The sequence below is a fragment of the Paenibacillus sp. N3/727 genome, from assembly GCF_022637315.1.
Taxonomy (GTDB): domain Bacteria; phylum Bacillota; class Bacilli; order Paenibacillales; family Paenibacillaceae; genus Paenibacillus_AQ; species Paenibacillus_AQ uliginis.
Genome location: NZ_CP093336.1, coordinates 846,045 through 868,181 on the forward strand (window position 1 = coordinate 846,045; position 22,137 = coordinate 868,181).

Below are 22,137 nucleotides of genomic sequence, written 5' to 3' on the forward strand. Positions count from 1 at the left end.
AGATCCTATACATTATTAAGCGGAGGTCATCTATAATGAGCATACTTACTTGGAGCAACGGACAATATTTACTAGACGGGGAGCCTTACCGGATTATCTCAGGAGCGATCCATTATTTCAGGGTGGTGCCGCAATATTGGAAGGACCGGCTGTTGAAGCTGAAGGCCTGCGGATTCAATACAGTTGAAACCTACATTGCCTGGAACGTGCATGAACCTCAGGAGGGAGAGTATGATTTTACCGGCATGGCCGATGTAGTTTCGTTTATTGAGCTTGCCGGAGAACTCGGCCTTCACGTCATTGTCAGACCAAGTCCGTTCATTTGTGCGGAATGGGAATTCGGCGGTTTGCCGGGCTGGCTGCTGGCTTACGGGGAACTCAAACTTCGCTGTTACGATCCCTTCTATTTAAGTAAGGTGGACCGCTATTATAACGAGCTGATTCCTCGGCTTGTTCCGCTCCAATCCACTCATGGCGGGCCGATTCTGGCTGTCCAGGTGGAAAATGAATACGGCAGCTATGGCAATGACCATGCGTATTTGGGCTATTTGCGGGACGGATTGCTGAGTCGTGGAATTGATGTACTGCTCTTTACTTCCGACGGCCCTACCGATGAAATGCTGCTGGGAGGAACACTGGGCGATGTGCATGCCACAGTCAACTTCGGTTCGCGGGTAGAAGAATCTTTGGCCAAATATCGGGAATACCGCAAGGAAGAGCCGCTTATGGTGATGGAATTCTGGAACGGCTGGTTCGATCACTGGATGGAAGATCATCATGTGCGGGATGCGGCGGATGTAGCTGGCGTTCTGGATGAAATGCTGGAACAGGGCGCTTCCATCAATATGTACATGTTCCATGGTGGAACAAACTTTGGCTTTTATAACGGGGCAAATCATATTGCCAAATACGAGCCGACGACGACAAGTTATGACTATGACGCTCCGTTGACAGAATGGGGAGATAGAACGGAGAAGTTAGATGCTGTCCAAAAGGTGCTCGCAAAGCATGGATTTACTCCTGATTGTCCGTTTCCCGAGCCGATCCCGAAAATAAGTTACGGAAAAGTCGCCTTGACGGAAAAGGCGGAACTGTTCGCTGACTTCAATCTGGATACGTTATCCAAACCGGTGAAAAGTGTAAACATAGAGCCGATGGAGAAATTCGGACAGTCCTATGGTTTTATTATGTACAGTACCTATATTCAGGGGCCGCGCTCCGGTCAGAAGCTGTACATTCAGGAGGTTCGGGACCGGGCGCAAGTGTTCCTGGATGGAAGGGCGATTGGGGTCGTTGAGCGTTGGAACCCGCAGCCATTGAATATTTCTGTCCCGGCAGGAGGGGCACGGCTTGACATCCTCGTTGAAAATATGGGACGGATTAATTACGGACCACTCATTCGTGACCCGAAAGGGATTACAGAGGGGGTTCGGATCGACAATCAGTTCCAGTATGACTGGAGTATCCGTACGCTGCCTCTAGGGTCTTTAGAGCTGGCTTCGCTTGTGTACAGCAAGCAGAGCGGAGAGATACCGGACAACTCCGAATATTCAGGGATGCCGGGATTTTACCGCGGGTGCTTCAAGGTTGAGGAGATCGGCGACACGTTTCTCCGGTTTGACGGCTGGAGTAAAGGAGTCGCCTGGATCAACGGCTTCAATCTCGGCCGCTATTGGCACGCGGGTCCGCAGCGAGCGTTGTATATTCCAGGTCCTTTGCTTCGCAAGGGGCAAAATGAACTGGTTCTTTTGGAATTGCACGCCTGTCCGGAATCTTGCGAGATCGAACTGACGGATCGCCCTGATCTTGGCAAGACTGCAGCTGTAGACGATGCAGTGCTGAATTTTGTACAGGAAGACGAGTTGTAAAAGCAGAAAAATTTTTCATATGGCACTAGATGACCTACCAAGCCCGTCCGTTAATCCGGATGGGCTTCTGCCATATTATTTCGTTTATCTCGCCAACCAGCTGCCGTCTCGTTAAGTGGATTAACGGGTGGCCTTATTAGTTTTAGAGCGGTTTTTGTGGATTCCATATTTTTCCGCATTTTTTGAGGTCGGGAAACAAGTTATAATGATAAGTTGAGAAGGTCTATTAGCATCTAGATTATACACAGAGAGGAACATTCTATGGAGCAGGTAGTACAAAGTTTTATTAATATAGTTAACGATTTACTTTGGTCCAAGCTGTTAATTGTTTTGCTTATTGGCGGAGGACTTTATTTTACATTCAAAAGCAGATTTATGCAGTTTCGATTATTCAAAGAAATGTTGCGTGTCATTCGGGAGTCCAAAAGCAGCGAACCGGGCAGTATTTCATCGTTTCAGGCGTTCGCCATCAGTATGGCTGCTCGTGTTGGTACGGGTAACATCACAGGTGTGGCGCTGGCTATATCGCTTGGTGGTCCGGGTGCGGTGTTCTGGATGTGGATTATTGCGATTATCGGATCAGCGTCCAGCTTTATTGAAAGTACGTTAGCCCAAATTTACAAAGTTAAAGATAGCAAGACTGGCGGTTTCCGCGGAGGTCCGGCTTATTACATGGAGTTTGGTCTGAATAAACGCTGGATGGGTTCCTTGTTTGCGATTCTTATTACGCTGTCTTTCGGTCTTGTGTTTAACGCGGTTCAATCCAATACTATTTCGGTCGCATTTCAAAATTCATTCGGGACAAATCGTCTGACACTGGGTATTGTGATGGCCTTAGTATTTGGCGCCATTATTTTTGGCGGTGTAAAGCGAATTGCGCAATGGTCCGAGTGGATCGTAGTCGTGTTGGCTGTAATTTACGTAGGTGCTGCGTTGTTTATAGTGCTGGCTAACATTACAAGCCTTCCGGAAGTGATCTCCGTTATTGTAAAAAGTGCATTCGGCTTTGAGCAGGCGGTCGGAGGTGCGTTTGGTGCTGCCCTTATGAACGGCATTAAACGCGGTTTGTTCTCGAACGAAGCGGGTATGGGTAGTGCGCCGAATGCTGCGGCCACGGCATCGACAAGCCATCCGGCGAAGCAGGGTCTCATTCAATCTTTAGGTGTACTCATTGATACGTTGGTCATCTGTACAAGCACGGCATTTATGATTCTGTTCACAGGAGCCTACAAACAGACAGGGCTCGATGGGATAGAGCTTACTCAAGCAGCGCTAGGGATGCAGATGGGTTCTTGGGCTTCCGATTTCCTCGCTATTATGATATTCCTCTTTGCCTTCAGCACACTGCTAGGCAACTATTATTACGGTGAGACCAATATCGAGTTTTTGAACTCCAAACGGATTTGGATCTGGATTTACCGGATTGGTGTTCTCGCTATGGTTCTATTCGGTTCCGTCACAAGTGTGAAGCTCGTGTGGGATATGGCAGATCTGTTTATGGGCCTCATGGCTATCGTTAACCTGATTGCCATTATGCTGTTGTCCAAGATTGCCTTCGCTGCGCTCAAGGATTATACGGCGCAGAAGAAGGCCGGAAAAGACCCGGTGTTTACGAAGGACAGTATTTCGGGATTGAAAAATGTGGAATGCTGGGATGACAGCCCGGTTGAAACGAAGTAAATATTTATAATTAGAGACGCTGTATTTGCGGTTGGCTTTGGCCGCAGGTGCAGCGTTTTTGTGCTGTGTTTTTTTATAACATTTTAAGGGGGAGAGGTGTTATACAGATGAGAGGGTAGGGAGGATGGATATGTTTATGAGTGATGAGATGGTGGGAATTTCCGGAACGGAACATTTCTCCCCGGATTTATTGGAACGTAAGAAGCAGCGGTCTAAATGGGGCAACAGAATCAGGTGGGGAGTAGATATCATTGCTCTTGTCATACTGTTGACTATTTTATTTTCGATTTATATGTGGGGAACACATTGGTATTTCGAGAAATCGGGAAAAAATGCCCAGTTTACACGCGCAGTCGCTATCTTAGCAGAGATGCAGGGGAGCGGGATGAAATTAGACAAAGATTTCGGATTAGTTTACATAAGTCCATTGTTTAAGCAAACCGTGACAACCAAGGTTTACCGTCAGGTTGGTGAATGGAGTGTCATAACAGGTGAATTGCATGCGGAGAAAAGTTTGTTTGGCGAGATCAGATATTCGATTAAAGAAGAAGAAAAATATTTCAGGGGGGACAGACGCCCTTTCATTGGATTTCCAATATCCTTGATTTATGGAGGGAGTGATGCCCTGCCGATTGGGGGAGAACCCGATATGGAACGATTGGGTCATATCGAGGACGGCTTTGTAGCTGAGATGTGGTTTTCGTTTGGAAAGGGAATGACACCGAAAGAGTTTATGGAAGTTTTGTCTGAATATGATCTTTGGGTCACAGGAATGGCGGTATATTCCGGAGAAATGAAGGATGTGAAAGTGTCCAATTATGTATCAACCAACGATACAGTTTACCCTCCTCATTTAACGCTCCGGCCCTTGGTTACTTTTCATGAAAACGGAACGGCAGGAGGAGAATCTTTCAGTTTGACGAAACAGGATATCGCTCTTGCTGAAGAACAATTGATGAAAGACTTGGAGTGGCTGACAAGCCATGTGAATTATTATGGTGTCAATGAGGATAAACAGCGACTTTCCTATCTGAAACAAAACGGCATTCAAGTGTACGGCGCTACTGTTACCGGACCCGCAAGAGAACTGGAGAAGCTGAGGCAGGTACCGGAGTTTCGGAGATTTGGGCTTGGACGGGTTGAGGTGTGGAATTGGGATAACTAGTGTTGAGGCACCCTCGCCCGCGTTGTTATATAAGATAGAAACATTCAGCAGGTGAATAATTGTTATACACATCGGAAAGATTATCCTTGGTTGAAACCTATATACCAAAGGAGTGATTTCCTATGAAGTTTGGAGCTCATGAAGTCATGGATACCCATGAAGTTCTGGCAGAAAAAATGAACATGATGAATCATTTAGGCTTTTATGCGTCCCAAGCTAAAAATCCGCAGCTGCAAAGTATGATCCAGCGTCATCAACAAGAAGGCATCCGTTCTTACAATGAGGTTGTTGCTCTTACACGTGGAACCGACATAAATGCAAACACCCGTATGAACCCCCTCATGCCTTCAGCTGGCGTACAAGGAACCCAACAGAACGTGCAATACGGGATCAATAACCCTCAGACCGTTACGCCTCATCCTGATGCCGTAATGTCTGATAACGAAATCGCCTCAGCCATGCTTATTGCGCATAAAAACAGTGCAAAAAACTGCACGACGGCCGCGCTGGAATGCACGGACATCAACCTGCGTCGGGCGCTTACGAACAGCTCCGTTAGCTGCATTAACCAGGCTTACGAAGTATTTCTGTTCATGAATGAGCAGGGCCAGTATCCGGTGCCTACCTTTGAACAAGGAACAGCGCAGACGTATCTGAACACCTATCAGCCTGCGCCGGCCTACGTCATGCCCGGACTTCACACGCAAAGTGGTGCCATGGAAAATCGGGGGCCATTCATGGCTGGGCAAGCAAATCCGGATAGTTTTGGAAGTTTTACGAATCCAGGCGGGTCACAACCTTCCTCTAGGACGTAATGTATAAACACCAAAAGGGCATTCCCTGTGGAATGCCCTTTTGGTGTTTATGTTGTTGTTGTGTCTATTAGCCGTTGCTTAAGTGGATACCGCCCAAATGAGATGAATCATCCCGCCATAATACCGTTCGGTGTTCACAACCTCAACTTCGGAGTCATGAACGATCTGAAGCATATCTCGATTAAAGTGACAGCCCGATATTCGCCTGGCAACGGGATTGACCAGGTGTTGAGTAAAACCGAGTAACCGGTTGGAACTGATCCCGTGTTCCAGCAAACAAATTCGTCCTCCGGGCCGGCACCAGCGATTCATTTTGTTGAGAACAGCTAACGGATCATCGTAACCGCACAGGGACAAGGTGGAAACCACACAATCAAAGGACCTTTCCGGCAGCTCGAGAGTCTCGATGTCCTGCTCCTGAAATGACACCTCAAGCTGCAGTTCTAAGGCCATCCGCCGTGCGCTATTCAGCATTTCCGGACTGAAGTCTACCGCGGTCAGATCAACTGTATCCCGATTGTAATAAGGAAAATTGGCCCCGGCCCCGACGGCAACCTCCAGCACCTTTCCATGTACATCTTGAAGGAGTCGGCTTCTCCACATTCCGAGCATACGCTGTCTGCTGTTTCGCTCATACATAGATGCCTGCTTGTTGAATTTTCGAACGAGGGTGTCTTTATTCATGAATTATACTCCTCATGTGGATCAGAAGTTGATGATGGAAGACGCTGGAGTCCTCTCTTACATAGAAGCTCGCAGTTTTTCAATCATGATCTCACCTTCACGGTGAGTGGGGTCAAGCTCAACCGATTTTTCGTAGTGCCGAAGAGCCACAGCCGGATCTCCTGCTGACAAATACATTTCTCCAAGACTGTCATAAAGGTTGGATGACTCCGGAAAAAGTTGTACAGATAATTCAAGGACTTTAATTCCCTCGGTGAGAAAGCCTTTTTCCATCATGGTATAAGCGATGAAATTGAATTCACCTTCAAGAATAAGATAACGGTCCAGATCGTGGGAAGACATGGAACTGTACTCCCGCCAAGCTGCCTCGACACCAGAAATGATCGTGATTTTAGACAGATGGTGGGACAGTGATTTTTTAACATACCTTATATCTTCACCGAGGAGAAGGTCGATGATGGATGTTGAGACGACTTTAAGTCCGATATAATCACAGTTCGTCATGAGCACTAATCCTAAGCCTTGATCGGGCATGAGCATAAGATTGCTACGGAAGCCCGTATCCATACCACTATGCGACATAATGTGGCAATCTTTATAAGACCCCAGAAACCAGGAGAGACCGATGCCGTTCATCCAGCTGCCGTAATGCGTCTCGGCATATTCTTCCCATAATGGTCCATACCCTTCAGGCTGTAAAATCTGCTTGCCCCCGAACGTCATTCCTCGGTTCAGTTGGAAGATCATATATCGGCACATTTCCTCCGCGCTGCTGTATAGCGTTGAACTCGGTCCATGAGCCCGGTGATAAGGAAAGATGTCACTTGATTCCGGTCCATAGCCTTCCTTAAATCCGTGAAGATGGGGTGATGCCAACTGGTCAGATGGGATGTCGCTTTTAAAAAAAGAGCTTCCGTGCATCTGCGCAGGTTCCAGAAGGAGGGACTTCATATATTCCTCGAAGGATAGACCGGACACTTTGGCGATGACGTCGCCCAATATTTCGTAGCCGATATTGCTGTATGCAAATTTTTCGCCTGGTGTAGACAGCAAACGGTGATTCTCCATGCGTCTTACATACCTCTCCAAGCTGTGTTCATCGAATTCAGGCCGATCCCATTCAAAATCATCCTCGTCCGGCATACCCGAAGTGTGATTAAGAAGTTGGCGGACGGTTATATCAGCATAGTTATGGTCATTTAGCTTGAAGTATGGCAAATACTGAATTACAGGCGAGTCCAGTTCAATCTTTCCCTGCTGGACAAGCTGCATAATCCCCGTTGCCACACATGTTTTGGAGACGGAAGCCATATGGAACATCGTTTCTTTCCCTACAGGACAACCCGTACGGATGTCGGTCGTCCCGAATCCGCTAACATACAATATCTCCTGATTTCGTACGATGCCGACCGCTAGCCCTGGAACAGCCTCATCCTGCACGAACTTTGCCAAAATGGTATCTAAACGTTCAATAATACGTTGGAATTGACTCATCTTATCGGACCCTCCGTTATATTTAGTTTTCAAAGAATAGAAGGATGGATGCGATAAATTATACCAACGGATTCACCTGCTTCCTAAAGTTTTCCAATCTATTATAAATGAATACGGAGCTAATACATAGTGGATTTTTGAACCCGTGCTTTATAAATTCAAACTCATGTTCACCGTTCTTACATGAAAACCTGTTTTTTCATATAGTTTAATGGCATGATTACCTGAAAAAGCGCTAAGACGTACTTCAAGTAAATTTTCACTTTTCAAGTGATCTAGTGCCTTGGATAACAATTGTTTTGAATACCCTTTTCCCCTGAATTGCTCCAAAACGAATAGCTCATAGATAAAGCCGATTGGCGTATCTGTAAATTGATCTTTGCTCTTACCGAAAAGAATCCATCCAGCTAAGTCACCACCTTCAACAGCGATGAAATAGCGACAGCCTTTTGCCAAGAGAGGTTCAATAAGCCCTTTGATTTTCTCACTCGTCGGCATTACACCACCTAGCGTTCCTTCAAATAAAGCTTGCGGCGATAGAGTCAGAATTAGTTCGAGTTCAGCTGATGTGGGTGTTCTGATTTCCAATTGTATTAACTCCTCTCGATTGTAGTCCATAGACCAAATTCACATAAAAAGACCGGATGCTTTCTACGCATCCGATCATTAAGAGAGTAAAGCTTATTCCCGTGGGAATCTACGGGCAACCCCGGAACTGATCGCTGCTTTAACAACGAGTTCACGGATGGCTTTAACAACATTCTGATTAAAGACGCTTGGGATGATATATGAAGGATTTCGTTCCTCATCTGATACGGCAGACGCGATAGCCTCAGCAGCAGCCAGCTTCATCTCTTCGTTAATAGTGGTAGCTCTACAGTCCAAGGCGGCGCGGAAAATACCAGGGAAGCACAATACGTTGTTGATCTGGTTCGGGTAATCCGAACGTCCGGTAGCAATGACGCCTACAATATCCTCAACCTCTTCCGGTTTTATTTCCGGATTCGGATTGGCCATTGCAAATACGATGGGCTTATCGGCCATCGACAACACATCTTCGCGGGTAAGCAGTCCGCCTGCTGATAGGCCAATGAAGACATCTGCTCCCTGAATGACTTCCCGCAATGAACCTTGTACACGGCGTGGGTTGGTATTCTCCGCATACCACTGCCACATGCTGTTGGTATAGTTATTTCCTGAAGCAAGGGCACCTTCCCGGTCTACGCCGATGATTTCCTTAACGCCTGCGGACAATAAAATTTTACTGCAGGCAACACCCGCAGCCCCGATTCCGCAGACGATAACTTTGACTTGATCAATGGACTTGCCTACGATTTTAAGCGCATTAATTAAAGCGGCATACAGTACGACGGCTGTGCCGTGCTGGTCGTCATGGAATACAGGAATTTCGAGTTCTTCCCGGAGCCGCTGTTCTATCTCGAAGCAGCGGGGGGAAGCGATATCCTCCAGATTGATGCCGCCAAAAGCGGGAGCAATCGCTTTGATGCAGGCAATGATTTCTTCGGTATCCTGCGTGTCCAGACAGATCGGAAACGAATCGACACCGGCAAATTGTTTGAACAGCATGGATTTCCCTTCCATAACGGGCATAGCTGCATAAGGTCCGACATTGCCGAGACCCAAGACAGCGCTTCCATCTGAAATGACAGCAACTGTATTTCTTTTGATCGTAAGAGTGTACGCCTTTTTAGGATCTTCTTGGATAGCTGTACACACCCGGGCTACGTCAGGCGTATATACACGGGACAAGTCATCACGGTTTTGAATCGGTACTTTGGGCTGTGTCTCGATTTTGCCCCCCAGATGCATCAGGAAGGTGCGGTCGGAAACGTTGACGAGGCGGACGCCGCGCAAGTTTTTTACAGATTTTGTAATTTTGTCGATGTCCACACTGTCCGTCACGGTAATCGTAATATCCCGGACTGTAATATGACCGCTGGCCTGAATGACGTCAATCGCCACCATATCGCCGCCTGCTTCAAAAATGGCGGAAGCTACCTGTCCAAATTTGATTTCCTGCGTGTTCATTTCCAGTCTGAGAATGATGCTTTTTCCCCCGAGTCCACTGTTCTCCATGGTTACCTCCATCATGATAATCAGATAACTTACGATAAACAGTTCGCGAAGAGAGGTGCATATTCCTTTTTTTAGCTGTGTAATACTTTCTTTTAGATTCATTCTTGATATAACGGAAGGGTAGAAAACATTGCAGCGGAGCGGACGAAACAATTCCAGAGAAGCGGAGCGTTCGCCCGAAAGCTTTTAAGAAGTTACTCAACACGTCGAAGCAGCGGAGCGGACGAAACAATTTTGGAGAAGCGGAGCGTTCGCCTTTGTCCCTGGATTTCATCAAATGAAATATAGTTCAAGAAATCCAGGGGCAACAGCGATCGTAGGAATGTTTCGTACGCGGAGCGTCATATTATTTTCCCCGTGAACCACTTTCTGTTACAATGGCGGTAATCTACTTCTAGGAGCTGAATAACAATGGATAAAACATTGAACGAGCAAGAGCTTGTCGACTATATTGGGAGCAAAACGAAGGCCACTCCGCAAGACATCCGGCTTGTACTGAAGCATGAACAGGCCTATATCGATAACGCGCACAAGGGTGCCAAAGGAGATATCGATATCGATAGTGATGACCTGGTGGATTACGTCATGAGCCGCAAGGATGTAAAGCTGGACGAGCTGACAGTAGAAAATATTTTGGATAGTGAGATGGACTATCTCATGAAAAAAGGACTTGCCGGATATATGGACTAAGTTGATTTCAATGAAAAAGGCTCATGTTTCCCCAAAGCGGGGCACATGAGCCTTTTTGGTCAGGAAGCAGCATGAAACTCCGAATTTGACGCTTCTTTGCCGGTTACCACGGTATGAATGGCGAATCTGATTCAAGTGTAAGGGAGAACTGTTACCTATGTTAAATCATCGCTTCCCGTCTGCATTTACAAAATCTATGATCTGGTCTAACACTGCGCAAATGTTTAAATCCTACAATCAAATTAAATAGTGCTTGGCATCCATCGAATTTGTGAAAGTATCCAAGCAATTCGATCATCATCCCGTCATTCAGGATTTGAACCTCAGATTGAGGATGGAAAATGGCAGCAGGGAAGGGAAGACTATATGACGGATATATTGAAGAGAATCAGACAGCAGACATCGGATTTGGGAGAAGAACAGAGCCGTTTGGACGGTGTGGATGTCATTCGCATCGAGCCGGGAGCGATTAAGGAAATACCCGAATATCTTGGGCAAAAAGGGTTCATAAGAGCTGTAGTCGTTGTGGATTCCAACACGTATAGATGTGCCGGACGTACTTTGGAGCCGTTGCTGCAGGGATCCGGAATAGCTGTTCATATGACAACGCTTCGTCCTGACACCAAAGGAGATGTTCGGGCTGACGAGGCTTCACTCATTCAGGCCATTCTCGACATTCAACAGTTTGACGCTGAAGTTGTTCTGGCGGTTGGCGGGGGTACGATTCATGATATCTCGCGTTACGCCGCTTATACAACTGCAATTCCGTTTGTGGCTGTTCCGACAGCGCCTTCGGTAGACGGCTTTAATTCGAAGGGAGCATCGATTATCGTCCACGGTGAGAAAGTAACGATTCCGGCTATCGGCCCATCGGCGATGTTTGCGGATACCGACATTCTGACCCGGGCTCCGGCGCCACTCGTTGCAGCGGGGTTCGGGGATATGCTAGGTAAGTATACGTCTCTGTTCGACTGGAGGTTTAGCTCCATGATTGCCGGAGAGCCTTATATGGAGCGTTCCGTTGAAATCACAAGATCTGCGCTTCAAAAATGTGTGAATCAAATCAGCCAAATAGCAGAGCGGAGTGAAGCAGGTGTTACAATCCTGATGGAAGCGCTGGTTGAATCGGGGCTGGCCATGCTGTTGTTCGGTCAATCACACCCAGCTTCCGGTTCGGAACATCACTTGTCACACTATTGGGAGATGGAGTACATCCGTCTTGGCAAAAAGCAGCTTCTCCACGGAGCCAAGGTGGGTGCAGCTTGTATTGAAATTTCCAAGCTGTATCACCGGATCGCCAAAGAAGGGCCGGATAAATGGAGCTACGAGGCTGCTTTCGGCAGTGGTGACAAGGGCGGAGCTGCATCCATCTATGTACACTGGAACGCTATTGCCAAAGAAATTGCTCTTATACCGGATGAGGATACTCTTCGGGGCTTGCTAAGAACTGTTGGTGGAACCGTATCACCAATCGAGCTTGGCATAAACCATGATTTGCTGGACCGGAGCTTACGGGAGGCCCCTCGCGTACGTGCCAACCGTTATACGCTCTTGCGGGCGTATAACGAACGACAGCAGGAGCATGGCTGGAACCCGCAGCGGAAAAGCAATCGATAAAACAAAGAGACTGTCTCGCAGCAGCGTGAATCTGCAGCGAACAGTCTCTTTTTGTGGAATCCTCATCTATTCGGCGTCCCAGATGGAGCTTGCGGTAAGTGGAAATCGTCCCGCAACCTAATGGGTCTGTGGTTATGGTACTTAAGGAGGGAGGTTGCTGTTCTTACTTTTGATAGGTGAAGGTCACATCTAAAATTAAACTGGTTTTTGTGATTTCTCTCACTCAAAAACTGGAAAGAGGATGCCGATAACAACATATATGGAGTCTTACCGCTTAATTTATCCCAAACATTTTGCTAAAAATATTAAATTTGGATGGAGATAGCTGTCCTCTTACAAAAAGAACGTACGTAAAAAACAGTGGACAGATGAAGGGTAGGACCCTGGAACTATATTAGGGGGATTTACTGTGATGCTTAAAAGTCTTAAGCAAAAAATGATTCTCATGATTTGCATGCTTCTGCTGCTCAGTCTGGCATCGGTCTCGATTGCAAGCTTCAACAGCGCTTCTGGCCTGTTGAAAGAAAGTATTAATAAAGAGGCGATGCTGAACGCTGAGAACCTGGCGATGCAAATCAATGAATTCCTTGACACCAAAATTGCCAAGGTTGAGTCAATCGGAAAACTGATTACAGGGAATAAGGAACAGGATTTAAAACTGATTCAGAAGGCACAAGAATTAAATGAGGAATATGAAACCTTCTTTTTCTCGTATGACTTAACAGGTAAAAACGTCATTAACTTCCTCGGGGAAACAACGGATGTGTCCGACCGTGCTCACTATCAGGAGTCTGGTAAGGGCGAGGGGAAGATTGTAATCTCTGAACCTGTAGTGTCCAAACGTACCGGTAATAACATCGTTACGATGATTCTTCCACTGATGAAAGACGGTAAGCAGTATGGTTATATGGGATCGACGCTGCCGATTGATGAGGTTCAGAAGAGTGTATCCACTCAAACATTCGGAAAAACAGGATACGCTTATCTCCTCAGCAATTCTGGTAAGTTCATGTGGCATCCGGATAAGGATTATGTATTGCAAAAATCCGTCCAAGATATCAATATTCCAAAACTGGTCAGCGCCTACGAAAACGTAAAGCAAGCTAAATCAGGCAATTTTGAATATACCCAGAACAATACAAATTACTCGGCTGCCTATACGCCGTCAACTTATAACTGGGGTGTGTTTGTTGCTGCTCCAACACATGAACTGTATGCTCCGATTACCAAGCTGATGAATACGCTGGTGATCATTTCAATCATTGCCCTGATAGTGGCTATTGTTATTGCTTACCGGTTCACTGTACATCTTGTTCGTCCAATTCAGAGGCTGAACTCGGCCGTGAAGGAAGTAGCCCAAGGGGATTTGACAAAGACGATTCAGGTTCAAGGAAAAGACGAAGTGGCTGTACTTTCGGGTGACTTTAACCAAACCGTAGCTCACTTGAAACACCTGATCGAGGGTGTAACGAATTCTTCCAACCAGGTGATGAACGAAACCCAAGTTGTTTCCACCGGCATAGATTCCGCGAAAAAGAATGTTAACGTTATCGGCTCCTCCATTCGTCAAATTGCCGATGGGGCGACTACCCATGCTTCCAGCTCGGAAGAAATTGCAATGTCTATGAGTGATATGGCCAGCGGCGTTGTGAAGATTGCCGAGACTTCCTCGATGGTTTCCGAGGCTGCACAGGAAGCAGCGGGCCATGCCGAGACAGGTGCGGCTGTAGTTGAACAGGCCGTTATACAGATCAGCAGCATTGGTGAGGGTACGACTAAGGTTGGAATGGCTATTGAACGACTGAATGAACGCTCCCATGAAATTGAGGAGATTTTGAGCTTTATTACGGAGATTACTTCCCGAATCCGACTGTTGTCTCTGAATGCTTCGATCGAAGCAGCTAGAGCGGGTGAACACGGACGCGGATTTGCTGTCGTTGCCGAAGAGGTTAAGAAGCTTGCCGGACAGTCAGAGGAGTCTACAGACAAGATCGCACGCCTGATTTCCGAGACTCACGAGGATACGTTAAACGCCGTTCAGGCGATGGATGTGAGCCGTAAAGATGTTCAGGAAGGCATTACGCTGATCGAAGATGTGCGCGAGAAGTTCGCTAACATTCTTCATGCTTCCCGCAATGTTGCCGAGCATATTTTGGAGGTGTCCGCCGCTTCCGAGGAAATGTCGGCAGGCTCGGAGCAGGTGAGCGCTTCGGTCGAAGAATTGAAATCCATTGCGAACCTGACCTCTAAAGACGCAAGTAAAGCGGCCACAGCTGCCGAAGAACAAATTGGTTCGATTGAGGATATCTCGTCTTCGGTACAGCAGCTGGAAGCTGTAGTTGGAGAACTACGCAAAGAGCTGTCCAAGTTTAAAGTATAGATCAAATGATGCTACTCCCAAGTTCGGTGTGCATGGCACTTGAAAGGGGGGATGCCTGTAAGGGTTGGACTTGGGTGAGCAGCAGTATTTTTAGAAGTAACAGAGCAACACGGCAACAAAGCTTAGAGGTCTGCTTGAACAGCCATTTAAGCAGCAACAAAACTAATCAACAGGAAGAAATCGGAGGAAACAACACATGTTAAAGAATTGGAAAAAAGTAGTAATTGCTGGCGTAGTCAGCTTATCATTGGTAGGAACAGGCTTCGCCGCGAACGAGCTGCTTACCACACCATCCGCATCCGCAAAATCGGCTTCCGAGCATGCACCGGGACAACAAAAGAAAGCTCAATCCCAGCTTGATAAAATTATTGATAAAGGATACATTCGGGTAGGTATGACCGGAGACTACAAACCGTTTACATATTTGAATCCTAAAACGAATAAGTACGAAGGCTACGACGTTGATGCAGCGATTGAGCTTGGTAAAGATCTGGGTGTTGAAGTTCGTTTTGTGAACACAACATGGTCCACTATGATGAAAGACCTGCAGGATGACAAGTTTGATATCGCTGTTGGTGGTGTTACCCGTAACACAGCTAGACAAAAAACTGCTTATGTATCCCAAGGTTATGTTTCCTTCGGTAAAGCGCCTTTGATCCGTGCAGAAGATAAAGGCAAATACCTATCTATCGAAGACATCAACAAACCGACAGTACGTATCGGTGTAAACCCAGGTGGTACTAACGAAGTATTCGTTCGCCAACACCTGACTAAAGCTAATGTTACCGTTGTTCCTAACAACCTGGACATTCCTCATTTGGTTGCAGACGGCACTTATGATGTTATGATTACGGATACTGTAGAAGCAATCACTTATGCAAAGGCTGATTCCAGACTGTATGCAGCTTTGACAGACAAGCCTTTCACAAACAGTGAAAAAGGTTACATGATTCCTCGTGGTGACTTTGAATATGCAAGCTACCTGGAAATGTGGATGGATGAAATGGAGCTTCAAGGCAAGTTCGACACTCTTGACAAAAAATGGTTGCAATAGTATTCGAATGAAAACAGCAGGTCTGGATTTTCCAGCCTGCTGTTTTTTTCGTATATACCTACCTTTTACTTATCTACCATGCGCTTTTTGTACACGACGAGGGAATTTTCTTAGGTTTTTAGTCTGGATTTATAGATGGATGAAGGCTATCTGTGAAAATAACTTTTTTATGCAATCTTTCATGTTTTCACTTAAAAAGTGTAAAGTTGATGCCGATAAAAACATATGTGGAGTCTTACCGCCTAATTTATCCCGAACATTTTGCTGAAAATATTTTAATTTGGATGGAGATTTTGTCCTCTTACAAAAAGAACATTGCGCAAAAATAGTGGACAGATGATCGGATAGGGCCCCGGAACTTTATGGGGGAGGATTTACTGTAATGCTTAAAAGTCTTAAGCAAAAAATGATTAGTATGATTTGCCTGCTTCTGGTACTCAGTTTGGCATCCGTCACGATAGTAAGCTATAACAACGCTTCTGGCCTGTTGGAAAAAAGCATTGATGAAGAGGCGAGACTGAACGCGGAAAATTTGGCAAGGGAAATCAATGAATTTATTGACACTAAAATTGCCAAGATTGAGGCTGTCGGAAAATTGTTTACTGGGAATAAGGAAGAGGATTTAAAACTGATTCAGAAGGCACAGGAGACAAATGAGGAATTTGAAACCTTCCTTTTTTCGTATGATCTAACAGCCAAAAACGTCATCTACTTCCACGGGGAAACAACGGACTTGTCTGATCGTGCTCATCATCAGGAGATTAGTAAGGGCGAGGGGAAGATTGTAGTCTCTGAACCTACAAAATCAGGCCGTACCGGTAATATCGTCATTAGTCTGCTTGTTCCGCTGATGAAAGACGGCAAGCAGTATGGTTACATAGGTTCGACGCTGCCGATTGATACGGTTCAGAAGAGTGTATCCACCCAAAAGTTTGGTGAGACTGGTTATGCGTTTCTGGTAAGCCCGTCAGGTGAATTTATTTGGCATCCCGACAAGGAACTGATTTTGCAAAAGACCGTCCAGGAACAAAATGTTGATAGTGTCAACGAGGCCTTTGAACAAGTAATTCAGGGGAAATCGGGTGTATTTAATTATACTAAGCACCAGAACAATACAACATACTCGGCTGCTTATGCGCCATCAACTTATAACTGGGGGGTGTTCGTTGCTGCCCCAACCAAAGAACTACATACTCCGATCGCCAAACTGACCAATACGCTTGTGATGATTTCGGTTATCTCATTGATTGTAGCTATTGTTATTGCCTACCTGTTCACTGAGCGTCTGGTTCGTCCCATTCAGCATCTGAACTCAGCTGTGAAAGATGTAGCCCAAGGGGATTTGACAAAGACGCTTCAGGTTCGAGGAAAAGATGAAGTGGCTGTGCTTTCGGGCGATTTTAATCAAACGGTATCTCACTTGAAACATCTGATCGAGGGCGTAAATAATTCGTCGAATCAGGTTATAAATGTGACTGAATTTGTTTCTAGCGGTATTGATTCCGCGAAAAAGAGTGTGAACGTTATCGGTTCCTCCATTCGCCAAATTGCAGATGGAGCGACGACCCATGCCTCCGGCTCGGAAGAAATCGCATTGTCGATGAGCGATATGGCCAGCGGTATTGTGAAGATTGCTGAAACTTCCTCCATGGTCTCTGAGGCTGCACAGGAAGCAGCAGGCCATGCTGAGACAGGTGCGGCCGTGGTTGAACAGACTGTTATTCAGATCGGCAACATTGGTGAAGGAACGACCAAGGTAGGAACAGCTATTGAACAACTAAGTGAACGTTCCCATGAGATTGAGAAGATTTTGGGTTTCATTACGGAGATCACTTCCCGGATTCGTCTGTTGTCTCTGAATGCATCAATAGAAGCAGCTAGAGCAGGGGAACATGGACGCGGCTTTGCTGTCGTAGCTGAAGAGGTGAAGAAGCTGGCGGGACAATCCGAAGAATCTACAGATAAGATCGCACAAATCATTACCGAGATCCGTGAAGATACGTTAAACGCTGTTCATGTGATGGAAGACAGCCGTAAAGATGTTCAAGAAGGTATTACACTGATCGAAGAGGTACGTGAGAAGTTCGCTAGCATTCTCCATGCCTCCCGTAATGTTGCCGAGCATATTTTGGAAGTGTCTGCCGCTTCAGAAGAAATGTCAGCAGGTTCCGAGCAGGTGAGTGCTTCGGTTGAAGAATTGAAATCCATTGCAAGCCTGACCTCCAAAGACGCAAGTAATGCGGCTACAGCTGCCGAAGAGCAGATTGGTTCGATTGAGGAAATCTCGACTTCGGTACAGCAGTTGGAAGCTGTAGTCGGAGAACTTCGCAAAGAGTTGTCCAAGTTTAAAGTATAGATCATGTATTCGAACGAAAACAGCAGGTCCGGAATTTTTCCGGCCTGCTGTTTTTTTGCCTATAGCTGCCTTCTATTCATCTACCATACGTTTTTTGTACATGACATAAGCAAGCGCGTTAATAACGATGGCCCACAGCAAGATGATTCCTATATTAAACAAGACGTCCATGAAGCTGATTCCGGCCTGAGCCTTATTCGCGAGATCAACCAGCTGTATGTTCGGCATGATTTTTAGTATCGGATAATCTTCCACCAAAGGAGTGAGATAAGACGTAAAGCTGAAGAAGAATACAATAGGCAGAACGGCAATGGATGCTTCCATAACAGATTTGGTAGCCAGACCGAGCAGCGTGCCGATACCAATGTAAAAAATACAGGATAAAAAGAGTGCCAGTCCTACAGCAACCATGTTTCCGGGTTGGTATTCTAATAGTAATCCGCAGCCGATTAGAGCGATGATCGTTGCAATCAAACTAAGCAGGCTTTTGCCGCCAATAATTTCAAGCGGGCTTGCAGGTGAGAGCATCAGTCCACGCAGCGTATTCTTTTCTTTTTCCTCAGCGATCAGGGAGCTCTGTAAATAGGTTGCCACGAGAGTGAGAGCGAGGTTAATCACCATGTACACGACGTTGATTGTATTTACACCCGTTCGGCCGTAAAATGCGGCCATCGCCAGTGGCATGATCAACGAGAAGCTTACATACATATTTTTTGAAACGTCCTTATAATCCTTTTGTAAAATAGCTAGTGATCTCTTTAATGAAAATGTCATGCCAATTCCCTCCCCGTAATTTCTACAAATATGTCTCCAAGTGTAGGCTCATTTGAATAAATCGAAGATACACGATCCTCGTTCATATAATGGAAGAGCTTCTCTGCTCCTTCAGGTCCCCGTTTAACCGTCACTTTGCTTCCATCGGTCAGCTCCACGGTTATCGTGTCGTCTCCGAATTTCTTGCGGAGATTTTTCGGTGTATCCAGCTGTTGAATCGCTCCGTTATGCAAAAAGGCGATCCGGTCACACAGCGTCTCCGCTTCATTCATATCATGTGTAGTCAAAAAGATGGTCGTTCCCTTTTCTTTAAGTTTTAAGAGTCCTTCATATATATGTTTCGTATTGCCCGGATCCAGTGCCGAGGTTGGCTCATCCAGGAACAATAGCTCAGGCTCATGTAGGAAGGCACGTGCCAGAGTCACACGCTGCAGCATCCCTTTGGATAGCTTGGATACGATTTTTTTCTGTTCTCCAGCCAAATTCACCATTTCTAATACCTCAGGAATCCGGCTATATGGAACTTCATACAAATCGCAGTAAAACTTCAGGTTATCATATACGCTCAATCGGCTGTACAAAGCGCTGTTGTCGGTAATAACACCGATTTTTTTGCGGTATGTTGCTTCCTTAAGACGATGTGCGGGCACTCCAAATATATAAGCATCTCCAATGGTTTGGTTCAATTGCGCGGTCAGGATTTTAATGGTAGTTGTTTTACCGGAACCGCTCGGTCCGAGAAATCCGAACACTTCACCTTTATGTACTTGAAAGGAAACGTCTTTTAAAGCTCGATGATCGGAAAAAGTTTTTCCTAATGATGTAACTTCGATAATGTTCTCCACTGCCGTGTACCTCCGTTTGCTCATTCGTTTTTCGATATCCTCATGTTACGTCCTTCCGAAAATGCCCGCATTATAATTCCATTGAAAGGAGCATCTCAGGGGGTGAATGGCGCAGAACAGGGCATGAGTGGAGCGTTGAAAATGCTGTAGTAGCGCGGTTTTAAAGGCGAATGGAGCATAGAGACAGGTGAATGGATCACGCTTTTAAGCCGAGCATCTCCTTGAGTTCCGCCATTTTGGATTTGGATAATGGAACCGAAGATTTGGCTTGATCATCCAATACTAAGCTGAAGCTGTTACGAGTGTATGTGATCACTTCTCTGACTTTTTGCAGATTGACGATGTACGAGCGGTGGCAACGGAAGAAGCCGAATGGCTGAAGCCGTTCCTCTAATTCATTGATTTTGAACACACAAGGATAGGCATCGCCTTTAACATAAATATTCGATTGTCCGTCACTGCTCTCGATATAATCAATTTCCGGCGGATCGAACAGAATCATTTTATCGTTCATCTTGGTAGGTATTTTTTCGAGCCGAACAGGTTGCACGAATACTTCTGATATTTCTTCTTGATCTGGGATGTTTTGCTCTTCTGGAGAATCTATGTCGAGAGGCAGCTCGGTTGTCTCAGCCGGATTTTCCGTTTTAGCTGAATGCTTATCCTGAGGATGAGGGGAGGGGGAATCCTCCTGTTCAGTCTCATCTATAATTTCATAACGATGCAGCCCTTTCTCGTCCAACCGGAAGATCTTGTTGGTTACGCTAAGGGCAGTCTCCATGTTGCCGGTAAGAATGAGCACACTTTTGCCTCTCTCGGAGAGCGTGTTAACAAACCGGGTAAATACAAGCTTCGTTTCATTATCGACATTTTGGACAGGCTCTTCGAATACGAACAATGCTGGGTCCATCAATAACAGGCGTGCAAAATGAACCCTTCTCTTTTCGGAGAGAGTTAACTTGGAGACACGCACATTACTTTTCATCTCAAGCTGAACAATTTTTAATACTTCATCTATAGGCCACGGGGAGAGGCTTAGTTTCTGTGCAAAAATAAGGTGATCCTTTACAGTTAGGCGTTCATAGAGCCCATCATCGAGAAAGGATATACCGAGCTGTGAAAGGTATTCCGTCCGGTTCCCAGACAACGTTGCCTGCTTGATGGACAGCTCACCGCGAGATAGGGGGATTTTTCCAATGAGCATATGTAGAAGGGTGCTTCTGACATTCATGCTGGAGTATAGTGCTACAATCTCATGTTGTACGATTTCAAGGCTGAATGCCGGAAACACCACCATATTTTCTGTATATCTCTCTACATCCTTAATAGCCAACACATTCACGTTATCACCTGATCTTCTTAGATTTCCTTATGACTGAAGTGCAAAAGGGTTACCTATATACAATAGCGAAATATGGAACTTTTGGGAATGAAAAAGAAAGCTTTAATGTAATCCAAACTTACTATTGCGACAGTTAATCATTGAAATAAATAACAACACCAACGATATACAGCATGTATTTTATCGATCATAAAATAACCTCAAAAAGGAAGGGGATTCACGGTATGAAATCGAATAGTTAGAACAGGAGAGAGTGAGGCTCTTTACCGGTTTTAATATAGTATTATTAGAATTATTATCACCAGCAGATCTGATGTACTTGGGGTGTAACTTATTGAAAAGTGAGGGTATCTGAACCTATGAAACGCTGGATTGGATTGGATATTGGTGGAACGGAGATCAAAGGAGCGTTGGTCGATACAGACGGCAACATGACGGAACCGCTCGCTGTCACGACCCCCGCGCTGGAAGGCAGAGACCGGATTATGGAGGCAACCGTAGGCTTGATTCGATCTCTTGAGCAGCAAGCCGGAGAATCAGAGATTTGTGGCATTGGCATCGGCACTGCCGGCCGAGTGGATCGTTCAACGGGTAGCATCGTCTATGCAACAGACAATATGCCGGGTTGGACCGGTACGGAAATCAAGAAAGAGATCGAGAAGCAGTTCCCTTACCGTGTCTCGGTTGAGAATGACGTGAATGCGGCTGCCTGGGGTGAAGCATGGCTTGGAGCGGGAGAAGGGGTTCATTCCTTTATGCTTGTCGCGCTTGGAACCGGAATTGGAGGCGCTTTCTTTTATGAAGGTAGTGTGCTGCCAGGTATGCGTGGCGGATTCGCTGAGATCGGCCATCTAATTGTGGATAAAGACGGAGGTTCCTGCACCTGCGGCCAACGCGGCTGCTGGGAAACACAGTGTTCTGGTACTGCGCTGAGCCGGATTGCGAAGTCTGTGAATCCGGAATGGAGCAGCCGGTATCTAGTACAGGCTTACGAGGAAGGTAATAAAGAAGCGACAGATGCAATGAATGATTATTTGTCCGATCTCGCCAGAGGCTTGACTTCTGTGCAGCAGGCCTATGATCCGGAAGTTATTATTTTGGGCGGGGGGGTGTCCGACGGTTACCAAAAATGGAGCAAGGCGCTGAATGAGAAGCTCCAAGAGTTGTGCGTGTTGCCTGTACGTCTTGCCAAGGCAGAGCTTGGCAACCGTGCTGGCATCATCGGTGCGGTCAAGTGGGCTTTGACGGATCAAACAACCTAACAAGAAGTAGAATG

Annotated in this window: 17 protein-coding genes; 10 read left to right on the top strand and 7 right to left on the bottom strand. The window is 46.1% G+C overall.

Annotated elements, in window-relative coordinates:
- Positions 1-35: 35 nt before the first annotated feature.
- The 4 genes from MNQ98_RS03800 to MNQ98_RS03815 all read left to right on the top strand — a co-directional run bounded on the left by MNQ98_RS03800 (position 36) and on the right by MNQ98_RS03815 (position 5,528).
- Complete coding sequence (locus MNQ98_RS03800) at positions 36-1,868, top strand: glycoside hydrolase family 35 protein (RefSeq protein ID WP_241931986.1); 1,833 nt, start codon at positions 36-38, stop codon at positions 1,866-1,868.
- 261 nt (positions 1,869-2,129) lie between these two features.
- On the top strand, positions 2,130-3,548 hold the full coding sequence (locus tag MNQ98_RS03805; RefSeq protein WP_241931987.1) for an alanine/glycine:cation symporter family protein: 1,419 nt from the start codon (positions 2,130-2,132) through the stop codon (positions 3,546-3,548).
- A 130-nt stretch (positions 3,549-3,678) separates the two neighbouring features.
- A complete protein-coding gene (locus MNQ98_RS03810; protein ID WP_241931988.1) occupies positions 3,679-4,713 on the top strand; it encodes an anti sigma factor C-terminal domain-containing protein in 1,035 nt (344 codons plus the stop codon).
- Between the two features lie 122 nt (positions 4,714-4,835).
- On the top strand, positions 4,836-5,528 hold the full coding sequence (locus MNQ98_RS03815; RefSeq protein ID WP_241931989.1) for a spore coat protein: 693 nt from the start codon (positions 4,836-4,838) through the stop codon (positions 5,526-5,528).
- 78 nt (positions 5,529-5,606) lie between these two features.
- Here MNQ98_RS03815 and MNQ98_RS03820 read toward each other — a convergent pair whose 3' ends face one another.
- The 4 genes from MNQ98_RS03820 to MNQ98_RS03835 all read right to left on the bottom strand — a co-directional run bounded on the left by MNQ98_RS03820 (position 5,607) and on the right by MNQ98_RS03835 (position 9,803).
- A complete protein-coding gene (locus MNQ98_RS03820; protein ID WP_241931990.1) occupies positions 5,607-6,212 on the bottom strand; it encodes a class I SAM-dependent methyltransferase in 606 nt (201 codons plus the stop codon).
- Positions 6,213-6,269: 57 nt separating this feature from the next.
- Entirely contained in the window at positions 6,270-7,706 is a 1,437-nt protein-coding gene (locus tag MNQ98_RS03825) for a serine hydrolase domain-containing protein (protein WP_241931991.1), read from the bottom strand.
- A gap of 150 nt (positions 7,707-7,856) precedes the next feature.
- Positions 7,857-8,294 carry a GNAT family N-acetyltransferase gene (locus MNQ98_RS03830; protein ID WP_241931992.1) on the bottom strand — a complete coding sequence of 146 codons (438 nt, stop codon included), beginning with the start codon at positions 8,292-8,294 and terminating at the stop codon, positions 7,857-7,859.
- A gap of 93 nt (positions 8,295-8,387) precedes the next feature.
- Positions 8,388-9,803 (bottom strand): NAD-dependent malic enzyme, encoded by a 1,416-nt coding sequence (locus MNQ98_RS03835; RefSeq protein ID WP_241931993.1) that lies wholly within the window; start codon positions 9,801-9,803, stop codon positions 8,388-8,390.
- A gap of 411 nt (positions 9,804-10,214) precedes the next feature.
- Here MNQ98_RS03835 and MNQ98_RS03840 point away from each other — a divergent pair, with 411 nt between their 5' ends.
- The 5 genes from MNQ98_RS03840 (at position 10,215) to MNQ98_RS03860 (ending at position 17,900) form a co-directional block, all read left to right on the top strand.
- The gene (locus MNQ98_RS03840) at positions 10,215-10,493 is read left to right on the top strand and encodes a hypothetical protein (RefSeq protein WP_241931994.1); all 279 of its coding nucleotides are present in this window, start codon (positions 10,215-10,217) and stop codon (positions 10,491-10,493) included.
- Between the two features lie 366 nt (positions 10,494-10,859).
- Entirely contained in the window at positions 10,860-12,110 is a 1,251-nt protein-coding gene (locus tag MNQ98_RS03845) for a sn-glycerol-1-phosphate dehydrogenase (RefSeq protein WP_241931995.1), read from the top strand.
- A gap of 412 nt (positions 12,111-12,522) precedes the next feature.
- On the top strand, positions 12,523-14,490 hold the full coding sequence (locus MNQ98_RS03850; RefSeq protein ID WP_241931996.1) for a methyl-accepting chemotaxis protein: 1,968 nt from the start codon (positions 12,523-12,525) through the stop codon (positions 14,488-14,490).
- A gap of 196 nt (positions 14,491-14,686) precedes the next feature.
- Positions 14,687-15,544, top strand: coding sequence for a transporter substrate-binding domain-containing protein (locus tag MNQ98_RS03855; RefSeq protein WP_241931997.1), 858 nt, complete (start codon positions 14,687-14,689; stop codon positions 15,542-15,544).
- A 382-nt stretch (positions 15,545-15,926) separates the two neighbouring features.
- Complete coding sequence (locus tag MNQ98_RS03860) at positions 15,927-17,900, top strand: methyl-accepting chemotaxis protein (RefSeq protein ID WP_241931998.1); 1,974 nt, start codon at positions 15,927-15,929, stop codon at positions 17,898-17,900.
- A gap of 72 nt (positions 17,901-17,972) precedes the next feature.
- Here MNQ98_RS03860 and MNQ98_RS03865 read toward each other — a convergent pair whose 3' ends face one another.
- The 3 genes from MNQ98_RS03865 to MNQ98_RS03875 all read right to left on the bottom strand — a co-directional run bounded on the left by MNQ98_RS03865 (position 17,973) and on the right by MNQ98_RS03875 (position 20,855).
- On the bottom strand, positions 17,973-18,674 hold the full coding sequence (locus tag MNQ98_RS03865; protein WP_241931999.1) for an ABC transporter permease: 702 nt from the start codon (positions 18,672-18,674) through the stop codon (positions 17,973-17,975).
- Positions 18,671-19,519 (bottom strand): ABC transporter ATP-binding protein, encoded by an 849-nt coding sequence (locus MNQ98_RS03870; RefSeq protein ID WP_241932000.1) that lies wholly within the window; start codon positions 19,517-19,519, stop codon positions 18,671-18,673. Before MNQ98_RS03870 ends, MNQ98_RS03865 begins: the two co-directional genes overlap by 4 nt.
- 196 nt (positions 19,520-19,715) lie before the next feature.
- Positions 19,716-20,855 (bottom strand): LytTR family transcriptional regulator DNA-binding domain-containing protein, encoded by a 1,140-nt coding sequence (locus tag MNQ98_RS03875; RefSeq protein ID WP_241932001.1) that lies wholly within the window; start codon positions 20,853-20,855, stop codon positions 19,716-19,718.
- Between the two features lie 365 nt (positions 20,856-21,220).
- Here MNQ98_RS03875 and MNQ98_RS03880 point away from each other — a divergent pair, with 365 nt between their 5' ends.
- Positions 21,221-22,123, top strand: a complete 903-nt coding sequence (locus MNQ98_RS03880) for an ROK family protein (protein WP_241932002.1) — start codon at positions 21,221-21,223, stop codon at positions 22,121-22,123.
- The last annotated feature ends 14 nt before the right edge of the window (positions 22,124-22,137 follow it).